Annotated in this window: 16 protein-coding genes and 5 pseudogenes; 15 read left to right on the top strand and 6 right to left on the bottom strand. The window is 59.8% G+C overall.

Annotation, left to right across the window (positions count from 1 at the left end; genetic code table 11):
• Positions 1-88: 88 nt before the first annotated feature.
• Together K9B32_RS25805 and K9B32_RS25800 are read right to left on the bottom strand one after the other, a co-directional pair.
• Positions 89-733, bottom strand: a complete 645-nt coding sequence (locus K9B32_RS25805) for an alpha/beta family hydrolase (RefSeq protein WP_224567619.1) — start codon at positions 731-733, stop codon at positions 89-91.
• A 60-nt stretch (positions 734-793) separates the two neighbouring features.
• Positions 794-991 carry a hypothetical protein gene (locus K9B32_RS25800; RefSeq protein ID WP_007794020.1) on the bottom strand — a complete coding sequence of 66 codons (198 nt, stop codon included), beginning with the start codon at positions 989-991 and terminating at the stop codon, positions 794-796.
• A 410-nt stretch (positions 992-1,401) separates the two neighbouring features.
• Here K9B32_RS25800 and K9B32_RS25795 point away from each other — a divergent pair, with 410 nt between their 5' ends.
• Together K9B32_RS25795 and K9B32_RS25790 are read left to right on the top strand one after the other, a co-directional pair.
• A complete protein-coding gene (locus tag K9B32_RS25795) occupies positions 1,402-3,210 on the top strand; it encodes a hypothetical protein (RefSeq protein WP_224567617.1) in 1,809 nt (602 codons plus the stop codon).
• A 102-nt stretch (positions 3,211-3,312) separates the two neighbouring features.
• On the top strand, positions 3,313-3,774 hold the full coding sequence (locus tag K9B32_RS25790) for a hypothetical protein (RefSeq protein WP_224567615.1): 462 nt from the start codon (positions 3,313-3,315) through the stop codon (positions 3,772-3,774).
• Positions 3,775-3,970: 196 nt separating this feature from the next.
• Here K9B32_RS25790 and K9B32_RS25785 read toward each other — a convergent pair whose 3' ends face one another.
• The 3 genes from K9B32_RS25785 to K9B32_RS25775 are packed head-to-tail and all read right to left on the bottom strand — an operon-like array spanning position 3,971 to position 6,751.
• Positions 3,971-4,906 carry a DUF2950 domain-containing protein gene (locus K9B32_RS25785; RefSeq protein ID WP_224567604.1) on the bottom strand — a complete coding sequence of 312 codons (936 nt, stop codon included), beginning with the start codon at positions 4,904-4,906 and terminating at the stop codon, positions 3,971-3,973.
• Between the two features lie 34 nt (positions 4,907-4,940).
• The gene (locus tag K9B32_RS25780) at positions 4,941-6,395 is read right to left on the bottom strand and encodes a DUF3300 domain-containing protein (RefSeq protein ID WP_224567684.1); all 1,455 of its coding nucleotides are present in this window, start codon (positions 6,393-6,395) and stop codon (positions 4,941-4,943) included.
• 41 nt (positions 6,396-6,436) lie between these two features.
• Complete coding sequence (locus K9B32_RS25775; protein ID WP_224567591.1) at positions 6,437-6,751, bottom strand: hypothetical protein; 315 nt, start codon at positions 6,749-6,751, stop codon at positions 6,437-6,439.
• Between the two features lie 434 nt (positions 6,752-7,185).
• Here K9B32_RS25775 and K9B32_RS25770 point away from each other — a divergent pair, with 434 nt between their 5' ends.
• The 6 genes from K9B32_RS25770 (at position 7,186) to K9B32_RS25745 (ending at position 14,567) form a co-directional block, all read left to right on the top strand.
• Positions 7,186-7,527, top strand: coding sequence for a DUF3302 domain-containing protein (locus K9B32_RS25770; protein WP_224567589.1), 342 nt, complete (start codon positions 7,186-7,188; stop codon positions 7,525-7,527).
• Positions 7,527-8,684: an HlyD family secretion protein gene (locus K9B32_RS25765; protein WP_224567587.1), complete on the top strand. Its 1,158-nt coding sequence runs from the start codon at positions 7,527-7,529 to the stop codon at positions 8,682-8,684. Before K9B32_RS25770 ends, K9B32_RS25765 begins: the two co-directional genes overlap by 1 nt.
• A 103-nt stretch (positions 8,685-8,787) precedes the next feature.
• On the top strand, positions 8,788-10,458 hold the full coding sequence (locus K9B32_RS25760) for a SulP family inorganic anion transporter (protein ID WP_224567585.1): 1,671 nt from the start codon (positions 8,788-8,790) through the stop codon (positions 10,456-10,458).
• 41 nt (positions 10,459-10,499) lie between these two features.
• The gene (ppk2, locus tag K9B32_RS25755; protein WP_224567583.1) at positions 10,500-11,336 is read left to right on the top strand and encodes a polyphosphate kinase 2; all 837 of its coding nucleotides are present in this window, start codon (positions 10,500-10,502) and stop codon (positions 11,334-11,336) included.
• Between the two features lie 55 nt (positions 11,337-11,391).
• Complete coding sequence (locus tag K9B32_RS25750; protein WP_224567582.1) at positions 11,392-12,540, top strand: AI-2E family transporter; 1,149 nt, start codon at positions 11,392-11,394, stop codon at positions 12,538-12,540.
• A 77-nt stretch (positions 12,541-12,617) separates the two neighbouring features.
• Positions 12,618-14,567, top strand: a complete 1,950-nt coding sequence (locus K9B32_RS25745; RefSeq protein ID WP_224567571.1) for an adenylate/guanylate cyclase domain-containing protein — start codon at positions 12,618-12,620, stop codon at positions 14,565-14,567.
• Between the two features lie 432 nt (positions 14,568-14,999).
• Here the strand turns inward: K9B32_RS25745 and K9B32_RS25740 are convergent.
• A pseudogene (locus K9B32_RS25740) lies at positions 15,000-15,212 on the bottom strand (ABC transporter substrate-binding protein); the annotation flags it as partial.
• Here K9B32_RS25740 and K9B32_RS25735 point away from each other — a divergent pair.
• The 7 genes and pseudogenes from K9B32_RS25735 to K9B32_RS25705 form a co-directional block, all read left to right on the top strand.
• Positions 15,207-15,404 (top strand): annotated as a pseudogene (locus K9B32_RS25735) (ABC transporter substrate-binding protein); the annotation flags it as partial. The pseudogenes K9B32_RS25740 and K9B32_RS25735 overlap by 6 nt on opposite strands.
• A 20-nt stretch (positions 15,405-15,424) precedes the next feature.
• A pseudogene (locus K9B32_RS25730) lies at positions 15,425-16,588 on the top strand (acyl-CoA dehydrogenase family protein).
• Positions 16,589-16,714: 126 nt separating this feature from the next.
• A pseudogene (locus K9B32_RS25725) lies at positions 16,715-17,356 on the top strand (LLM class flavin-dependent oxidoreductase); the annotation flags it as partial.
• Positions 17,357-17,631: 275 nt separating this feature from the next.
• Positions 17,632-18,000, top strand: coding sequence for an IS66-like element accessory protein TnpA (tnpA, locus tag K9B32_RS25720; protein ID WP_224567570.1), 369 nt, complete (start codon positions 17,632-17,634; stop codon positions 17,998-18,000).
• The gene (tnpB, locus tag K9B32_RS25715) at positions 17,997-18,344 is read left to right on the top strand and encodes an IS66 family insertion sequence element accessory protein TnpB (protein WP_224567567.1); all 348 of its coding nucleotides are present in this window, start codon (positions 17,997-17,999) and stop codon (positions 18,342-18,344) included. The genes tnpA and tnpB overlap by 4 nt, the downstream gene beginning before the upstream one ends.
• Before the next feature lie 63 nt (positions 18,345-18,407).
• Positions 18,408-20,026: pseudogene (tnpC, locus tag K9B32_RS25710) on the top strand (IS66 family transposase).
• Positions 20,026-20,322, top strand: a complete 297-nt coding sequence (locus K9B32_RS25705; RefSeq protein WP_224567565.1) for a hypothetical protein — start codon at positions 20,026-20,028, stop codon at positions 20,320-20,322. The pseudogene tnpC and the gene K9B32_RS25705 overlap by 1 nt, the downstream one beginning before the upstream one ends.
• Positions 20,323-20,423 lie beyond the last annotated feature (101 nt).

The raw sequence follows: 20,423 nt of genomic DNA, 5'->3' as shown, positions 1-20,423 counted from the left end.
GGATCGTAGATATGCACGTCACACTTTGCACGCGAAGATGCATAAAGCTTTCACATCCGTCAAGTCGAGTTGACGTTCCCGGCTGCGCCTACCGGAGGCAGTTCTCGTCTGCCCAAGCCTTGGCGCGCGCAGCCATTGTGGCGAGATGATCAGCGACAGCGAAACCGGAAATCTTCTTCCGCGGCGCAAGATCGTGGTCGCCATCCTCGAGCCAAAAGACTGATATTGCGGAAGAAAGCGGATAGGTCGTCACCTCTTCACGCGTGCCGAATTCGTCGCGCGTTCCCTGGCAGATAAGCGTCGGCGTGCGCAGGTTCGCCAGATGCGCCGTGCGCAACTGTTGCGGCTTGCCGGGTGGATGAAAGGGGTAGCCAAGGCACAACAATCCACGGATCGTCCCCTGTTCGTGGAGCTCGTCCGCCACCATGCTTGCCACTCGTCCACCCATGGATTTGCCACCGATAATGAACGGACCCGAACTCGCGAGTGCCTTTACCGCCTCCCTATATTCGGGGATTAGAGCCTCGGCCTTCGGTGGTGGCTTTCGCGCATCGGACGTGCGGCGTGCAGCCATGTAAGCGAACTCAAAACGCGCAACACGGAACCCGGCCGCGGCAAGTGCGTCTGCGGCAGCTGTCATGGATTTCGAGTCCATCGGCGCGCCGGCACCGTGGGCAAGCATGATGGTGGCTGATGGATTGTCCGGGCCGGTGATCAGGAACGTCTCGCTCATTACGATGTCATAGCGCAATGAGCGACTTCCGACCATATCGTACGGGCGGGGCAGCTGCGATCAGTGGAATCTCGGCATGTCTGGAAGGGCCGAGAATTCTTCGCTGATCATTTCGCTGAGAGCGACCAATATTTCTTTGCGCGAGAATCCCGAACGCTCGAGCTCATCGATCATTTGCCCGAGATCCAATTCGAGCTGACCGCGACAGCACGCGACCCGATCGGCAGAAACGAGGAGAATTTCTTCAAGAATCAGCATCGCTTCGCTCCTATTTAGGGAAGCAACCTGCGACCGTGCTAAATGTTCCAAGCACGCCAAACAACATTTCCCGCCTCGCCAACCGCGGGGATTCATTACCAAGACATCGGATATCGACTGAAACCCTGCACAAGAATACCCATAACCGCCAGTGGCTATCCTTGGGCAGTTGAATCTTTACGCCGCCAGCGGATGCCACCCGCGACGCACCGGCGGCTAGTGCTGCGCTTCCTCGGTGACCCGTGGCCCCACCTAGGTTTACTCATGGAAACCTTTGCGCCGCAAATCAAAAAGCCGGCCTCTTAGAGTAGACCAACGATTTATATTGCAACCACTTGAGTTAGGAGATTTAATATATAATTGGATACGCATACAAGACTGAGCAACGGAACAGTCTGAGGGCGCCTGCAATGCAAAGTTCCCGAGCAAGCAGGGATGGGGCTGCCAATCCCACGATCAATGAAATACGTGATCAAATCGAGCGCATCCTTTCCAGTGGCGAGTTTCACGCCCCCGACCGGGGTCGGCGATTTCTCGAATTCATTGTCGAGGAGACCCTTTCGGGTCGTGCAGACTACCTGAAGGCATACACAATTGCACAAGAGGTCTTCGCGCGAGACACATCCTTCGACGCTCAGAATGATCCGGTCGTCAGGATCGAGGCAGGCCGGATCCGCAGGGCGCTCGAACGCTACTATCTGGTCGCCGGTCACGCGGACAACATCGTCGTTACGATACCCAAAGGCGGATATGTACCATCCTTCGACTACGCCGAAGGCGCCTGCGGGGCTGCTGTTCATGCGGTATCGACCCCGAGCCTGCCTCCTGAACGGGATCCGACAAAACCAGCACCGGCCCCTACGCGGTCCCCTCCTACACGCTACCGACGCTGGATCTGGTATGGCATAGCAGTGTCTGCGGCAATTATTGGGATCTTTGGTTTCCTTGATGCGCCGCGGCTTTCCGTTACCTCTCCGCGGCCCCTGTCCTCATCTGCTGTTTCAAGCAACGGCACTCAGCCCAGGATCATGGTCGAGCCATTCCAGAACGTTCCTGGCAAGGCTGCCTCGGTAGACATCGCACAAGGCCTGACAGACGAAATTGTTGGGCAACTCACGAAGTTCAAGGAGATCGTCGTGATCGCCCCCCGAACACAGCAGGAACTTCAGGCGGCGGAAGGACCATGGTTTGCACTGCAGGGAAGCGTCCGGCTCGAAGCGGATAAAATGCGGCTGATCGCGCGGCTGATCCGCCACGCGGACGGTGCCGTCATCTGGGCGGACGACTATGATGCGGACCTCGGCGAGCGCAACCTGCTTGAGGTGGAGACCGACGTTGCGCAGCGCATTGCCACGACCATTGCCCAACCATACGGTATCGCCTTTCAGCCTAATGTCAGCAAAATCGCCAAGCCGGACAGCGGCGATTGGGAAGCTTATACATGTACGCTGTCATACTACGCATATCGAGCCGAACTCGATCCGCAGATGCATACGGCGGTAAGAGATTGTCTGAAGGAAGCAATCAGACGGCTTCCAACCAATTCTACCTATTGGGCTTTGCTATCGCTGATCTATCTCGATGAGGTGAGGTTCCAATACCAGCTCAGAGCCCAGTCTTCGTCACGACCGCTGGAGCTCGCGGCAGACGCAGCCAAACGGGCGGTGGATCTTGACCCCCAGAACGCGCGGGCATTGCAGGCGCTGATGCTCGCCAGCTTCTTCAGCAACGACGTGGACGCTGCGCTGAGAGCAGGAGCTGCCGCCTATGCGATCAACCCCAATGATACGGAGGTTGCGGGCGAATATGGTTTCCGTCTCGCAATGTCCGGAAAGTGGGACACAGGCTGCGAATTGATCTCCGGCGCCATCAGCAGAAATCCCGGCCCGAGAGGATACTACGAGGTCGGTATGGCGCTATGTGCCTATATGAGGGGAGACAATCAAGCAGCTGAGCTTTGGGCCCGCATGGCCGACTTGAAATACAATCCCATGCACCATCTCGTTCTACTGGCCATCCTGGGCTCATTAGGCAAGCTTGATGAAGCGCGTAGCGAGCAGGACTGGCTCCAGACGAACGCCCCGGTGCTTATGGAGAACATCCGCAAGGAAGTAGCATTGCGTCTCCGCCGCGCGATCGACCAGGAGCGCTTCCTAGACGGCCTGCGCGCCTCCGGCATCGCGATCCCTCCTGCCGATGGCATGATCGGCAGCCAATAGGTCGCGACGTAGCATACCGTATGCTACCCCATCCGACGCGTATTTTACTGCCTTAACGGCCGTACTCACCCTATCCTTTGGAAAACTTTGGAGGAAATGGCGATGACTGCAAGCGAAACCCCTCAGTCGATGACCAGCGCCGAAGATCTGCGCAAGCGTGCACTTGAACTCCAGCTCGCGGAAATGGAACGCGACGAAAAGATAAAGGCCCGCGAGGCGACGAAACACTCTGAGTTCATCGAGGATTTTTTTCAGAAGCACATTGGCGAGACAGAACGCGCGGTCATCAAGCGCCTCGTGATGAAGGCCGCAGCGGACGGAAAATACGAGGCAATGGTCTACAGCTTCCCGTCCAGCCTCTGCTCGGACAGCGGTCGAGCCATCAACAACAACCTGCCCGGCTGGCAGAATACCCTGCAGGGCAAGGCGAAGGAACTCTACGATCTCTTCGAAACGCTCGCCAAACCCCAGGGCTACGGCCTGAAAGCGATGATCATCAATTTCCCCGGCGGTATTCCCGGCGACGTCGGCTTCTTCCTGACCTGGGAGCCACCCGTCGAATAAGGGTCGGAAAGGTACCTGATAGCGGATGGACACCCGGCATGCCCGGGAGGTTTGTCATGAACGGTTCGAGGGACGGCGAGTATCCTTACCCTCGCCGAGCTGGCAGGAAAATCACCGGCGCACAGCGATGCTCCAGGCTTATTAAAGGCCGCGCGTTGACACGCGGCACATCCGTTGTTGTGCGGGTTGTTGAGCGCTAGTCGCGCACGATCGTCCAGTTATCGTCCGGATTAAATTCCTTGATTGTTGACACCCGCTGCTCTGTTTCGGGTCCCAGATCCCGCTGATAAACAATATTCGCGCCGTTGACGATGAACGTCTGAACCCCCGTCACGCGATACGTCACCGGCCACGCGATCAAGGCAAATCCGCCCGTCATGTTGCCATTGACGATGTAGCTCTGCTTGCCGCCAATGACGTTGGACCCCTGGGCGGTCAAGATGCGGTAGCGATATCCGTAGTATCCTTCACCGCGCTTGGCCTTGCCGAAAGCCGCAGTCTCTATCAGATGCCCGGCCGGGCTCTCCTCATCGAACAAACCGGGCTCCCAATACAAGCCATCCCGCTTGCCGGGACTGCTGATCAGCCGCTGAGCGAACTCGTAGACACCATCCTCGTCCTCGTCGATTTGAGCATACTGGTACTGGGCATTCACGTAGTCATGCATGGTCTGGATCGTTGCAAGCTCGTTTTGACCGACCCTGCGGTTGACGATCTCCTGCAGCCCGACTTCCGTGTCGAATGCCCATTTTCCGTCCTTGTTTTTGGACAGGGGGAAAGGCAGCGGCCACAGGACATCTCCCACCAGGATCACCTTGCGATCGTCGAGGTCCTGCAATTGCAATTGCCGCCCGGCACCCTCGCGGATCAGTCCGTAGCTTATCATCGCCTCGCTGCTGGACCGCAGCTTGACAGCGTTCAGACCGAGTAGGCTTGCCAAGCCATCAACATCATTGGCGCTCAGCACGGTCTTGAGCCGTTCAAGCGCCGCCGAAGGGTCATCGAATGACGGCGGCGTACCAGCCTGGAATTCCTGGAGATCCGTTTGGGTCTGCGACATCGATGGGGCTGCCCACGCCAGGGAGAGAGCCGTTCCGAGCAACAGCGGGATCAATTTCAACTGTGGTCTCATGGTTTATCTCCGGAAATCTGAATAGCTGGACACCCTATCGCCGACCGCCACCACGACCGCCGCCACCGCGACCACCACCGCGGCCACCGCCTCCCTGCGGCATTGGGCGCGAGCGTTGGACGGAGGGACGTGGGCCACCGCGTTGCCCGCCTCCCATACTCTGTCCGCCTCGCTTGGAAGCCACCGCCTCACGTCGCCCGGACTGCACATTGCCGAGGGCGCTGGGCTGGCGCGGACGGTTATCGGCACGCGCCGCCATCTTCGGTGCAGTTGGCTTCTTCTTGGCTGCCGGCTTTGATGGACGGTCGGCAGCACTACCCGGTCGGTTGGCTGCATTCCCTGGACGGGCATCCGCGCGATTGGCCACGTTGCCCGGGCGGGCGTCCGGACGCGACGCACCCGGCCGGTTAGCGGCAGCATCTCCTGCCCTCGATCTCGGATTTGCCTTCAGGCCCTCCACCGTGCCCTTGCGGATGTCGTCGGCGCGGGCGCTGACGTTTCTGGTTCCCTGTCCACGGCTTGCCTGCCGATCGCTGACCTTGTTCTTGAGTTGGTTGCGATTGTCGGACTGCAGGCTGGACTTGATCGCCGAGCGGTCGATATTGGCAAGCTGATCCTTTCCGATGCTCAGCTTGCTCCGGTCCACCTTGGTCCAGTCGATGTCGTTCCACTTGACCTTGCCGTTAAAGTTCCGGTCGTTGAAGCAGTTGTTGCAATCGATATCGAGGTCGCCGTCCCAGTTGCCGCCCCAAACGCCCCAATCGTCCCAATTGACGATGGCAGCCCACGCGACGCCCGTCACCGCCGCCGCGAAGAACCCGGCCCCTGGATAATAGTAGTTGTCGTAATAGTCGGGATAGTAGGAGATCGGCTCGACCGCATAGCCCGGTTCGTACAGCATCTCAGGAGGGTACTGCGGAATATACACCTTCTCCGGATCGGTCGGTCGGATGACGACGTTCTCATTTTCCGTGACAACAGTGACCTTGTCGTCCGTCTTGATGATGTTCTTCGCCACGGCTTCGTCGCGAAGCTGCTGGATGGCGATCAGCACGTCCTTTTGCTGGTTGGTTAGCGCGTCACCCAGCGACTGCGTCCAATCGAGATCCTCACTCATCATCTTGACGATGTCAGGATAATTCAGAAGCGATATAACGCTTCCATCCCAGTCGTCCTTCGGCTTGAGATTGGCATCTTTTTTCTTGGCCTCCAGAAAGCGCGCTGCCTCGACGATTTGCAGGGGAAACAAGGACGCTGCCGAGATCGCGGCCACCAGTTCATCCGGATAGAGCGCGATGCGGGCGACAAGGACTTCGAGTTCATCCTCGGAGAGAAGATCCGTTTCCGGCCCAGTCGGCTCCGTCGTCTCTGCCGACGCAGGCTTCGGGGTGGGGGTCGCGGTCTGTGAATATGCGGGTGGTCCCGGATGCATGGAAATGATTGCCAAGGCAGAGAGCCCCGCCAGCAACCTGAGGGATCCTGCTTTCATCATGCGCCGACCTCCTTGCAAAAAATGGTACGGATGAGTACTCACCGCGGCTTGGGCCTTGCCTCGCCCGACCGCCTGAGCATGACGACTTTCGATTGGGACAGCGCCTCGCCGATTTCAGCGACGAGCGCATCGACGAGGCTCGCATACTCCTGCCGTCGGGTTTCTCTGACATTGTCCGGAAGACGCTCCACATGCGCCAAAGTCTCGGCGGCGGCAGCGAGATCTTCGCACATGCTGCGGAAGGTTTCGTTCATTTGGAAAAGCTGCCTTACCCTCGCGGCCTGGGCCGGAAACTGCGCCTCGGCAATCTCCAGGGCGGACAAGTGTGTCGAATTGCTTTCTCCCGACGTCATGCCGCCCCCCGCTGTCATACTCGCGTCAAGCAGATTGAAGTATTGTATTACAGCTACTTAGGATGGAGACGTAACATACGCGAACTTACGCGTGACGGCCCGGAAGGGACTGGACCTACGTCCGCGGTGGCCCTGCGTTTCCGCATTGTGCGCGTGCCGAAGGCCGCAGTATCCGGGAGGACCTAGCCGCCGCCGGCAAGCTGGTCAAACTACTCTTCAATCGCGATGACGATGACTTCCCCGGCAGTTGGCACCTGAGGCAGGGAACGCACCCTGTCGCGGACGACCACCCTTAATCTCTAAAATCCGGACTGCCTGTCGAGCCGCGCGACGCTCGATAGATATTACGTGATGCTACGGGCGTTCGAGACCGCACCGGTCTACTATTTCTTCTACGACCGGACGGTTCGGCGAGCGGCCGAAAAGGAGTGACCGTGTTTCTCGACTATTTTGCACTGGGAGTGTTGATCTTCGTCGTGGTCACTCTGTTCTACGCAGTGATCGCGATCCATGACATTCCCCATCTGATCGCCAAGGCCAGAAACCATCCGCACCAGGACGCCATCCACGTTGCTGGATGGGTGAGCCTGTTCACGCTGCACGCCATTTGGCCCTTCCTCTTCATCTGGGCCACGCTCTATCGCGAGGATCGCGGCTGGGGCATTCGGCCCGATGGCAAGCTGTCGGCCGAGGCTGAAGCCAATGCCGAAATCGCCCGCCTTCACGGTCGGATAGCAGAACTCGAGGCGCAGTCGCCGGAGAAGGAGAACGCCTGATGGATCTGCTCCTCATACTCACCTACGCCGCAATCTGCTGGGTGGTCTTCAAGATCTTCCGCATTCCGGTGAACCAGTGGACACTTGCAACGGCCGTTCTCGGTGGAATCTTTCTCATCTCCAGCCTTCTGCTGCTCATGAGCTACAACCATCCCTATACCAGCGAAGGACGTATTTATTTCACCTCCGCTCCGGTGATTCCGACGGTCGGCGGCCAGGTCGTGGAAGTGCCCGTCACGCCGAACGCTCCACTGAAAAAGGGCGATGTTCTCTTCCGGATTGATCCCCGCCCCTATCAATATACCGTCGATCAGAAGAGGGCGTCTCTTGCCGAAGCCGAGCAAGCCGTCCTGCAGCTGAAGGCTGCTGTCGATGCCGCCAACGCGGCCGTGACCGGTGCGGAAGCTTCAAGGGATCGCTCACTGCAGGCCTTCGAGAAGTTTCAGCAATCGAACGAGAACTCAAAGTCCAGCGGCAGAGGAGCCGTGTACTCGGAACTCGAAGTCGAGAACCGGCGCGGGATCTATCTGACGGCCGAGGCCACCGTCGACACGGCCCGCGCTCAGGCAACACAGGCAAAGCTCGCCTATGAGTCCGAGATCAATGGCACGAATCCAACAGTGGCACGGCTGCAGGCCGAATTGCAAAACGCCGAGTACGAGCTGGAGCAGACCACGGTCCGTGCGCCGAGCGACGGCTACGTGACGCAGGTCTTTCTCCGCCCCGGCATGATGGCGAACCCCCTTCCCTTGCGGCCCGTGATGGTCTTCATCAACGGCGAGGACCGGATGCTGGGTGCAGCCTTCATTCAGAATTCGCTTCAGCGGGTGCGCGTCGGCGACGAAGCCGAGGTAGCCTTCAAGGCCGTACCCGGCAAGATCTTCAAGGCGCGGGTACAGGAAGTCATCGATGTCATGGCGCAAGGCCAGCTGCAGCCAAGCGGCGCGCTGATTGACCCGCAATCCCCGGAACGGGCATCGCCGGGACAGACACTGGCGCGCATCGAATTGCTGGAAAGCACCGACGAGTACCAACTGCCCGGTGGTGTGGTGGCCGAGGTCGCCGTCTACACGCATCACTGGCACCACGTCGCGGTCCTGCGGAAGGTCCTGCTGCGCATGAGCAGCTGGATGAACTACGTCTTCCTGGAACACTAAAAACGCGTCAACTTTTCCTGTCGCCGCTCGGATACGGCGGCCGCGCAGGCTCGGAGATCAGACAAGAACAACAGGGGAACCCGAGGTGATAGGCAGCCTACCAATGTTGCGGGGTCTGGCCGGTTTCAACAAAGACTGGCTTCGTAGCGATATCCCGGCCGGATTGTCGATCGCCGCAGTGGGCTTGCCGAGCGCCATCGCCTATCCCGCGATTGCCGGCCTGCCTCCGGAAACCGGCATCTATGCCAGCATCGTCGCTCCGATCGCCTATGCAATCTTCGGTCCGTCACGTCTCCTGATCGTCGGTCCCGATGCCGCAACAATGACGGTGCTCGCAGCTGCGATGGCCGCCATCATCGCGGCCGAGCCTGCCGCTGCCGATATCGACCGGGTTGCCATCGCCTCGGCGCTCGCCCTTGGCGTTGGCATATTCTGTATCGCTGCAAAACTGCTGCGGCTCGGCGTCCTCGCAAGCTTCCTGTCGCGTCCGATCCTTGTCGGTTTCTTTGCCGGCGTGTCGCTTTCCATCCTCGTCGGGCAGATCAGCCGCTTCACAGGCGTGAAGATCGAGTCCGATGGGCTGCTTGCACCAGTCTTGGAAATTCTCGGCAAGGGCTCCTTGATCCATTGGCCGTCGCTTCTCTTCGGCCTCTCCATGTTCGCGTTGCTCTGGATCGTCAGGGCATTCAACGTCAAGGTTCCGGGTCCTGTTCTCGTCGTCGTTGTCTCGGTTATTCTCTCGGCGCTCTTCGACTTCCGGGGGCACGGCATCGCTGTTGTCGGCGATATCCCGAGTGGTTTCCCGAGCCTATCCTTACCGGCGCTCCATCAGATGCCGCTCGATAAGATCATACTCGGCTCGGCCGCCGTGTTTCTCGTCAGCTTCGGCGCCGGCATCGTCGCCGCGCGCAGCTTCGGCTCCCGTACCGGTGAAGAGGTGGATGCCAACCAGGAATTGATCGGTATCGGCGCCGCCAACATCGCACCCGGGCTCTTCGGCTCCTTTCCGATCAGCGTCTCGGATTCCAGAACCGCCATAAACCTGTCGACCGGTGGCGTCTCCCAGGCCGCAGGGCTGGTTTCGGCCGCCACGCTGATTGCCGCTCTTGTGTTCCTTCATAGTGCCCTACGGATCCTTCCGATCCCCGCGCTCGCTGCGATCCTCGCAACAGCGGCCATCAGTCTCATAGACGTTCAGGAACTCAAGAAGATCTGGCACATCAGCCGCATGGAGTTCGTCTTTGCGCTGATCGCCATGTGGGGCGCAATCAGCTTCGGCGTTCTGAACGGCGTAGTCGTCGCCGTTGCCGCGACGTTCGTGTACCTGTTGCGCAAGACGATGTTTCCACGCGATGGCCTGCTTGGCCATATCGAAGGACGACACGGTTTCTTCGACCTCGCCCGCTTCCCGGAAGCTCGCCCTGTCGAAGGCGCTGCCGTCTTCGCGATCCAGGGCAATATTCTGTTCTACAACGCCGACTATGTCCGCATGCGGCTGACAGCGGTCGCTAAGGAACTCGCCCCCGGAACCAACTGTCTTGTTCTGGACGCCAGTGCCATCACGCACATGGACAGCACCGGCGCCGTCGCACTCGACGCCGTGGCGGATGCCTTGGCCAAGCGGGACATCGTCTTTGCCATCGCCGACCTTAGCGAGGAAAGCCGCGGCATCCTGGAGCGTGCCGGGGTCATCAACAAGATCGGCACTCACAATCTATTCAATGGTCGGGAAGAGGCGTTGCGCGCGCTCATAGGCAATTCCGCAGGACAATGAATGCGCCCAGCGCGGCGCGACATTAAACAATGGAGGCAGCGATGGACGAAGCATACGATCCGAAACGAGAGGTTCCAACGGAACGCAAAGGCAAGCAGAAGAAGGCCAAATCCTGGGACTACAATAAGGAGATCAAGCGACTGCAGATCGAATTGGCGCATCTGCAGGCCTGGGTAAAGAAATCGGGCGCTCGGATTGTCATCGTCTTCGAAGGCCGTGACGCCGCCGGCAAGGGCGGCATGATCAAGAGAATAACGGAGAAGGTCAGTCCACGCGTGTTCCGCGTCGTCGCCTTGCCCGCGCCCACCGATCGCGAGAAAACCCAGATCTACATGCAGCGCTACATCGCCTATTTGCCGGCGGCGGGCGAGATCGTGATCTTCGACCGCAGCTGGTACAACCGAGCGGGCGTTGACCGCGTCATGGGCTTCGCCAGCGAAAAGAAGGCTCAGCGTTTCCTCGAGCTGGCACCCCGCTTCGAGGCGGCAATCGTCGAAAGCGGCGTCATTCTGCTCAAGTATTTCCTGACTGTCAGCGAGGAAGAACAGGAACGCCGCTTCAAGCGCCGTATCGATGATCCGGTTCGGCAGTGGAAACTCAGCCCCATGGACGTCGAGTCGTACCAGCGCTGGTGGGACTATACACGGGCCTATGACGAGATGCTGCGGATGACGGACAGCAACCACGCACCGTGGTGGATCGTGCCTTCCGACGACAAGGAGCGCGCCCGGATAAACTGCATCTCGCATATCCTGCAGTCGATCCCTTACGAGCGCGTGAAGTTCGCGGCCCCGGACCTTGGCAAACGGCAGAAGCGGCCATCGAATTACATTGAGGATCAGAGCGTCAGAAACGTGGTGCCGGAGACGACTCGATGAGCCCTGATCCGTTCAGTCACGCCCTATGGAAACCCGTGGGATAGGCAATACCGCGATGGAGAAACTACAAAGCGGGACCGCGGCGGAAACCAGTCCCGCGCAGATCTCTGTGGAGGCACGGGTCAGCGACTTGGTGCGGATCGGCATCATTGGGCTGTTCGCCTATTGGAGCCTGCAGCTGGTTGCGCCATTCGCGCTGATCATCATCTGGTCCGCGATCCTTGCGGTGGCGCTCTTCCCGATGTTCGATGCCCTGTCCAGGCTGCTGGGAAGTCGGCCAGCTCTTTCGGCTACCGTGATTGTCATAGCATGCCTTGTGCTCATTATCGCGCCGTTGGCGCTTGTCGCCGTCAATTTCGCCGATGCAGTCCAGGCACTCGTCGGGCAGTTGAAGTCCGACAACTTCACGCTGCCCACAGCGCCCGAGGCAATACGCGGTTGGCCCGTGGTCGGCGAGCGCCTCTATGCCGGCTGGAACCAGGTCGCAAGCAATCTCGCTGCAACGATCATGAAATTCCAGGCGCCTCTTCGCGAAGTCATGGGCGTCATCATCACCAAGCTTGCGTCGATCGGAGGTGGGGTGTTGAGCTTCGTCGCTTCCATCATCCTCTCCGGCATCCTCCTCACCATGTCTCCTCGCCTTGCGGAAACCATCCAGGTATTGGCAGGCCGCATCGGCGGAGAGAGGGGTGTCGGTTTTGCGCGGCTGGCCGGGTCGACGGTTCGCAACGTCTCGCGCGGTGTCATCGGCGTGGCCCTCCTTCAGACGCTCCTTTCCGGCCTGTGTTTCGCCTTTTTCGATATTCCGGCCCGCGGGGCCCTGACTTTTCTCGTGTTCGTTCTTTGTTTGATGCAACTCGGCCCGGGCCTCGTTCTTGTCCCGGTCATCGTCTGGGCATGGTTCTCCTGGCCGACATCGATGGCATTTGCCTTTACTGTCGTGGCGATCCCGATCACCGTCGCGGACAATGTGTTGAAGCCGATCTTGATGTCCCGAGGGCTATCGACCCCGATGCCGGTGATCCTCATTGGCGTCATCGGCGGAACCCTCTCGCACGGGTTGCTCGGCCTGTTTTTTGGGCCCATCGTCCTCAGCGTCTTTTACGAACTGCTGCGAGCCTGGGCGTGGCCCTCCGCGCCGGCGGCCGCGACCTTTCCGCTCGACGACAGGGACAAGAATGTCGAGGGCGCCGCGCCGGGTTGATTCTGAGGGCGATTTCATCACACATTTCGCCTCGGTCTCGTGCTCGCTAGCATTGCAATCGCTCTCGGGGGTTAAGTATGGAGCATCGCATCGAGCCATCACCCGCGACGGGAACCACCGAGGCAGCGGACTGGGCTTTTCCGCTGCGATTGCATCTCAGCGTCATCATTGTCGGGTTGCTGGCCTGCACGGCGCTGCCACTCGTGTGGATGGCATATACGCAGGGCAAGGTGACCGCCCTCTCTGCCGGCGAAGCACAGATGCGCCAGCTCGGTTTGCGTACGATCGAGGATTACCGCAATGTGTTCGCCGGCGGATATGCAGCGATCGAGACGATCTCTGCCGTGCCCCAAATGCTCACGCCACCTCCCCAAGACCTATTGGCGAAGCAGAACCTTCTGCTGCACGGGCTGAAGTCGTCCTTCCGCATAGACGGAGTCTATGCCGGTTATGCAGACGGGACGTACATACAGGCCACCAACATTGCGACCAATCCGACCTGGCGCGACACCTTGAACGCCCCGGCCGACGCCGCATTCGCCGTACGTACGATCACCAAGGTCATCGGCATTCCAGGGACGACGTGGATGTTCTTCGACAAGGACACTCGTCCTCTCGCTCGTCGCGCCGACCGCGACGACATCTTCGACCCGCGTTCCCGCCCCTGGTACCACGCCGCGCTCTTGGAGGGACAGACGACTTCAGTCGGCCCCTACATTTCAGCCGCGACCAACTACCTCACTCTGACATTTGCTACACCCGCTGTCGGGGGGAGCCAAGTCGTTATCGGCGCCGATGTGATGCTCGTGACCTTGGGGGAGGTTGTCAATGTCGGCACGATCTCGAAAGAGGCGCATGGCTATGTATTCGACAACACCGGGCGCCTGATCGTGCATTCCGACCCCGCAGTCATGGCGAAACTGCGCGATAATATTCGTCGTGGGCGGCTGCTGTCTGTTGCCGACATCGCAAGAGCGGATCCTGCCATCCCGGCCGTCACCAACCTGGCGCAAGGCCGCCGGTTGCCGGATGGTCATGTTGTCCGCTTTCTGGTGAATGGCCGCGAGTACCTAGCCCAGAGCTTCCATGCGGAAGTTGCCGGTATGCTGAAGGACTACACGGTCGTCATCGCCGCACCGCTGGACGACCTAATTGGGCCTGTCGAGCGAACGCTGAGGCGCAACCTCGCTGCCGCGGCCGCCTTCCTGGCCGCCGGTGCGATCGCCGCGATCATCATCTCCCGATTGATCAGCCGATCGCTCTACGCATTGGCCGATGAGGCGAGACAACTGGGTAATCTGGAATTTAGACAGAGCCGCGTCTCGCATTCCTGGATATCCGAAGTCAACGCGCTCGGGAAAGCACTCGGCGCCGCCCGCGATGCGATCCGAACGTTCTCGCTCTACGTGCCACGTGAACTGGTTCGCAGGATTGTCATCGCCGGCCAATCGGCCATAGGCTCCGCCTCGCGGCAGGAGATCACCGTCCTCTTCACCGACATCCGCGAGTTCACGACGATCTCCGAGCGGCATTCGCCCGAAGATGTCGTGGCGCTGCTCTCCACTTATTTCGAAGCCCTCAACATGATTGTGGAGCGCCATGGCGGCACTATCGTGCAATATATCGGCGACTCTATTTTCGCGATGTGGAACGCGCCCGTTCGTGACGAGCAGCATGTCGAAAACGCCTGCCGCTGTGCCCTGTCAATGAAAGCCGCGATCGACGCGATGAACGCTTCCAATCGCGCCGCCGGTCGCCCCGAACTTGTCACTCGCTTCGGCCTGCATACAGGACCGGCCGTCGTCGGCAGCGTCGGCGCCGAGACCCGCCGGCAATACACCGCCATCGGCGATACTGTAAACATCGGCTCGCGGCTGGAGGGCCTGAACCGCGACTATGGAACCTCGATCCTCGTCAGCAGCGCGATCCGTGACGCGGTTGAAGAGAACTTCACTTTCATGCCCATCGGAACCGTCAGCGTCAGAGGCCGAACAGGGCAGACAGAGCTTTACGAGCTTCGCCGATGACACCATCGAAGCGTCCTGTACCTCGTTGGTGGAAAGGACACTGAACCGTTACCGCGCACGGCGATGGTCCGGTAGGATACGCCGAGCAGTTGTCCGCCCTCGGAGGCGATCGATCCCGGAAGATGCACTCGCGTGAACTCCCCCGGTGTGCGGACATCCAGGAGATGGTCGTGCGCATCGGATCGGCATTCCAGGCGGTCTGCCGATCGATGAACGTCAGAGCGTCCTTTGCCGAAAGGCTCTCGCTGTGGTCGCTCGCGAAGCGGCGAGCTGTTTTTCTGCAGGCAGATTTGTTGCAAACAGCGGCGAAGCATAGCCAACCTCATCGACCGGCCGAATATCGAGAACTGCCAGTTCAAGCCCGTCGCCGAGCCAATCGAACAATGTGGCCTTGTCTATCGACCGTCCAGTCATGGTTCCTGCCCTTTGATCTCAAGCGTTTGGATCGATCCACAGGTCGCCGAAGCTCCAATTGAGCCCCTGCGATCCCGTGACGAAGTTCTTCACCCGCTTGTTGGCAACGATCTGGGCGCCAACAGCAACCAGGTTGACGGAAGCGACCTCGTCGTGGATGAAGTGCTGGAATTTGCTCCAGGTGTCCCATCGCTTCTTCTCGTCCGGCTCAATAGCTGCCGCCTCGAGGAGCAGGTGCTCGCCGCCAACGGTCCCGACATCCACAAGCACCTTGGCCTTGGTCTTCAGCCCGAGCTGGTGGATGCGATCGGCCACTACAAGGACTTGCTGCGCGATTTCGGCTTTCTCGCCGCCGACTTCGATATCGCAGACTGGGTCGACCACCGCCACATCGACGGCTTCGACCGGCGCGCTGTAGCGTGAACCAAAGGAGGTTCGATATCATGCTTCAGGAAATGATCGACCCTGTCGACAAGGCACGACGGCTTGCCGTCGATTTTGCCGAGCGCGCCGCCCATCATGACGCGACAGGAGAATTTCCATTTGAAAATTTCAAGCGTCTGTTCGAGGCTGGTTTGCTCGGACTTGTGACCGCACGCGAACATGGCGGCTACGGCGGCGGACTTACCGAGGCACAGGCAGTGGTGAGCGAAATCGCGCGCGGCGAACCCTCGACCGCGCTAGTTCTCGCGATGCATTACAACAACCACTACAGCCTTCGCCGCTACGGCAAATGGCCGCCCCATCTTGCCGAACGAGTGCTGACCGCAAACCAACTTGGCCCGGCGCTGATCAACGCCGCCCAGGCCGAGTCGCGCATCGGCTCGCCCGCACACGGGTCACTGCCCGAGACGATCGCGCGCCGTGACGGTGACACCTGGCGCATTACCGGCCACAAGAGCTACGTCACCGGCATACCGGTCCTCAAATGGGTGTCGCTACTGGCACTCACCGATGAGAAGGAGCCACGCCTGGCTTCCTTCCTCGTCCCCGCGGACAGTCCAGGCCTGCGCGTTGAAAAGACGTGGAATGCCGCAGGTATGCATGCAACGGCCAGCGACGATGTGGTTCTCGATGACGTCGTTGTTCCGTTGTTCCGCTGGACGACATGATTGAATCGCAACCCGCATCCGAGCCGCTGCGCCGCGAAGAGCACGCGACAGCCTTCTTCTTCTCGCTGATCGGCGCCGTATACCACGGCGTGGCGCTTTCTGCCCGCGACCGCGTCCTCGCCTTCGCCGCCCACCATACGCCGGCCAGCCTCGGTTCACCGATCGCGACCGTGCCTCGGATTCAAGACGGCCTGGGAGAGATCGAAGTCCGACTTGCAACCAATGCCAGGTTACTGCGCTCCCTCGGTGAAGACGTCGATGCCGGCAAATCGGTGGGCATTGATGGCATGAATGTCCGCCATGTTGTCCATCGACAACGCCGTGGCAATTACCAGCCTCGCCCTGGAACTCGCTGGAAACCCCGGCCTGAATCGCGATTTTCAACTCGAGCGCCATCATCGCGACGCCATCACCGCCCGTTCGCACGCGCCGCAAACCCATATGATCAGAACGATTGCCGCCCGCAATGCGCTCAGCCGAGTTGCGTCGCCATAGAAAGCCGATCAGCGGCCGGCATCACGGCCACGGCCTTTCGTTTCACTTTCACAAGTGCAGGCAGAACATGAGCAAAGACAGCGAATTTCTCTGGTACATACCAAATGACGTCAGGGCGGGCCACCGTGGACCGAAGAGAATGTCACCTTTGATGGCGAGCACTTTCGCGTTGGCGAGGCGACCGTTGTGCCACGCATCGAGATCCGCGGAGATCGCCGTCATCCGAAGATGTATTTCGGCGGCGCCTCGTAAGCGGCCGAAAGAGTGTCGGCGACCGAGGCCGATGTTCAGCTTTTCTGGGGAGAGCCGTTGGACGGCGTCCGCGAGCGGATCGAGCGTCTGAAGGTGTTAAGCCGGGAACTGGACCGCGACCTTCCTCCCCTGGAGTTCGGCCTGCGGATCACCACGCTGGTGCGCGATACCACCGAGCAGGCCTGGGCCGATGCCGAGGCCAAGGTTGCGCAAATGGCCAAGAGCAGCGGCGCTGGCTGGAGCGATCACCACAGGGCAGTCGCGGTCGGTCAGCAGAGACTACTCGATCTGCATCAGGCCGGCGATGTCCTTGACGACAACCTCTATACCGCGCCCGGCAAATTCGGTGGCGGTGGCGCCGGCACGACCTGGCTGGTCGGCACGGCAACAGACGTCGCCCGCTCCCTGCGCAAGTATCAGGATCTGGGCATCACGCATTTCGTGCTTTCCGACACGCCTTACCTGCCGGAAATCAGGCGACAGGGAAACCAGTTGCTGCCGCTTCTGCGCAGTTGAGGCGCGGAGTGGTTGAAGAGTGTGGGGAACGCTTGATGTCGATCCTTGGCCGCTCAGAAAGTGTCCGGTCGGAAAAGTCTTCTATCATCAGCCGGTTCTGCACCAATAAGACTGCCTTCGCCATTCGAGGCCCTGGCGCGTCACGATTATCTTGAGAAGCTTCGTGCCGGCGAGTTGTAAGCACCCGATTGGCACCGCCTGCCGGATAGGGCCGCAATGGCCTAAGACACGTGTTTAACGACGTCGTTAGCGACGTGTCTTGGGTGAGGTATGTGATGCGTGTCGAGATTCTTGGGCAGGAACGTCGGCGGCGGTGGCGCGACGAACAGAAGCTCGAGATTGTCATGTCGGTTGGGATCGACGGGGCAACGGTTACTGAGGTTGCGCAGCGACACGATGTGACGCGGCAGCAGATTTACACCTGGCGTAGTGGGCTGAAGAAGCAGGGACTCTTGCCGTCTTCTGCGAATGCGGTGTTTGTTCCGGTGGACATGAACGCTGTGCAGACCGAGGTCTGCGGAGACCGCCAGGACCCGTCTGGGATGATCGAGTTGCGATTGATCTGCGGTCGCAGCCTTCGGTTCGACGGTGCTGTGGACAGCGCCACCCTGATGCGGCTTATCCGGGCGGTGGAGGCGGCATGATCGGACCAGGGACCGGCGTGCGGGTGTACCTGGCCTGCGGGATCACGGACATGCGCAAAGGAATAGAGGGCCTGGCTGCGCTTGCGCAGGATGTCTTGCGCCAGAAGCCGACAGGCGGAGCGGTCTTCGCCTTTCGAGGCAGACGTGGCGATCGTTTGAAGCTTCTTTATTTTGATGGCCAGGGCTTCTGCCTGTACTACAAAATCTTGCAGAAGGGGCGGTTTCCATGGCCTTCAGCAGCAGATGGAACAGCCCGGCTGACAGCGGCGCAAATGGCCATGCTTTGGGAAGGGATCGATTGGCGACGTCCGAACTGGGGCGCCCCGCCGGCGCGTGTCGGTTGAATTTATCTCACTGAATCTGCTTGTTTTTATGGATACTCGCCCTGACCTATGGTAGTCAGGTTCATGTCGAGCGCGACCCAAAATCTTCCCGATGATCCGGCCTTCCTGAAGGCAATGATCGCCGCCTTGCTGGCGGAAAATGCGAAGATGTCGGCGACGTTGCAGGTGCATGACCAGTTGATCCAGTCATTGCGACTGCGCATCGCCAAGCTGAAGAAACAGGTCTTCGGCAAGTCCTCGGAAAAGATCGAACGGGAAATCCAGCAGCTGGAATTGGCGCTGGAAGATCTTTTAATCGCCGCGGCCGAGAGCAGCACCAAGCCGCTCGCTGAGGGAGATGAGGCCGTGCCTGCCGCACCTGTGGCAAGCACGCCCGAAAGGAGTTATGTGCCGTCGTCCGCGGGTATCGGAAACGGCGGATCGCGAGCGTAGAGAACTCGATCCTGGCACCTGCTGCCCCGATTGCGGTGGTGAACTGCGCCTCGTTGGCGAAGACGTAAGCGAAATCCTCGACATGATCGCCGCGCAGATGAAGGTCATCGAGGTCGCTCGATTTGTCCTGCCGTTGCTGCGAGAAGATGGTGCAGTTGCCGGCACCCAGCCGCCCGATACCGGGCAGCATGGCAGGTGCTGGCCTTTTGGCTTACATCCTGGTCTCGAAGTTCGACGACCATCTACCATTGTATCGTCTGAACGAGATCTTCGCCCGCATGGGCGCCGATATCCCCGATAGCACACTGGTCGATTGGTGTGGTCGTGCCATGCAAGTGCTTCAGCCGCTGATCGAGCGGATTGAGGCCGCGATCATGGGTAGTGATCTCCTCCATGCCGACGATACCCCGGTCCGGGTGCTGGATCGCTCGCTACGAGACAAGGGGTTAGGCAAAGGCGTGAAGAAGGGCAGGATCTGGACGTATGTTCGAGATCAGCGTCCATGGGCGGGCGCAGCCCCGCCTGGTGCGGTCTACTATTTTGCTCCCGACTGGAAGGAAGAGCACGTCCACCGTCACCTCAAGCAGGCAAGTGGCATCCTTCAGGCAGACGGCTACAAAGGCTACGGAAAACTATACGAACCCAATACGGACGGAAAACGGCGCTTCCGTGAGGCGGCCTGCTGGGCGCATTGGCGACGTGACCTTCATGATATCTGGACCTCGAACAAATCCGAGATCACGCGCGAGGCTCTCGACCGTATCGGCGCGCTTTACGACATCGAACACGACATTGCCGGTCAGCCGGCCGATGTCCGCCTTGCCGCGCGTCAGAAGCTTAGCAAGCCAAAGGTCGAAGCATTGCGTGTCTGGGCCGAGGCGCAATTGTCCCGTATTCCGGGCAAGAGCGATTTGGCTCAAGCTTTCCGATATGGCCTGAGCAGGTGGTCCTCGTTCTGCCTATTCTTGGACGACGGTCGTGTCGCCATCGACAACAATGCCGCTGAGCGAGCCCTGCGTCCGATAGGAGTTGGAAGACGCAATTGGCTCTTCGCAGGAGCTGACACGGGAGCAGAGACCCTGGCGCGTGCCATGACGATCATCGAAACGGCCAAGATGAATGGCCTAGATCCGCAGGCCTATCTGGCCGATCTCCTCGACCGCATCCACGATCACAAGATCAATCGGCTCGATGAACTGCTTCCCTGGAACTGGACACCGGTCGTCACCGTCTGCGCCGAGGCTGCCTGATGGCAACGATCACCTACGTCTTCACAATCAACCATGTCGCCGAAATGCTTGGCGAAGACCTGGAACTCCTTCAGGTGATCGTCAGAAACTCCGACAATCTGACCTATGGAAATATCGTCAGCGTCGTAACCGGTGACGATGAGGCAATTACCGCACTGACCGACGATCGCATCGATGAGCTTAACCAGATGCTCTCAGCTGCGCGCCGTTCGCCCGAAGCCTGGAACGAATTCCTCGACAGCTTTGTCGACGACGAAGAGCTCATCGCTCGAGTCAAGGCAAAATCTCCGCGGTAGCAATCGGCCGGTTACGGCGAGTTGGACACGGAGCTAAACGCAAAAAGCTCCTCGACGCTTATGCGGAGGAGCTTTCATTGAAGCGACTTGAAGGGCCATCG

The organism is Rhizobium sp. 3T7 (assembly GCF_020166565.1).
GTDB lineage: Bacteria > Pseudomonadota > Alphaproteobacteria > Rhizobiales > Rhizobiaceae > Rhizobium.
The sequence above is the reverse complement of the archived record's forward strand: the minus strand, read 5'-3'. Positions and strand labels throughout refer to the sequence as shown.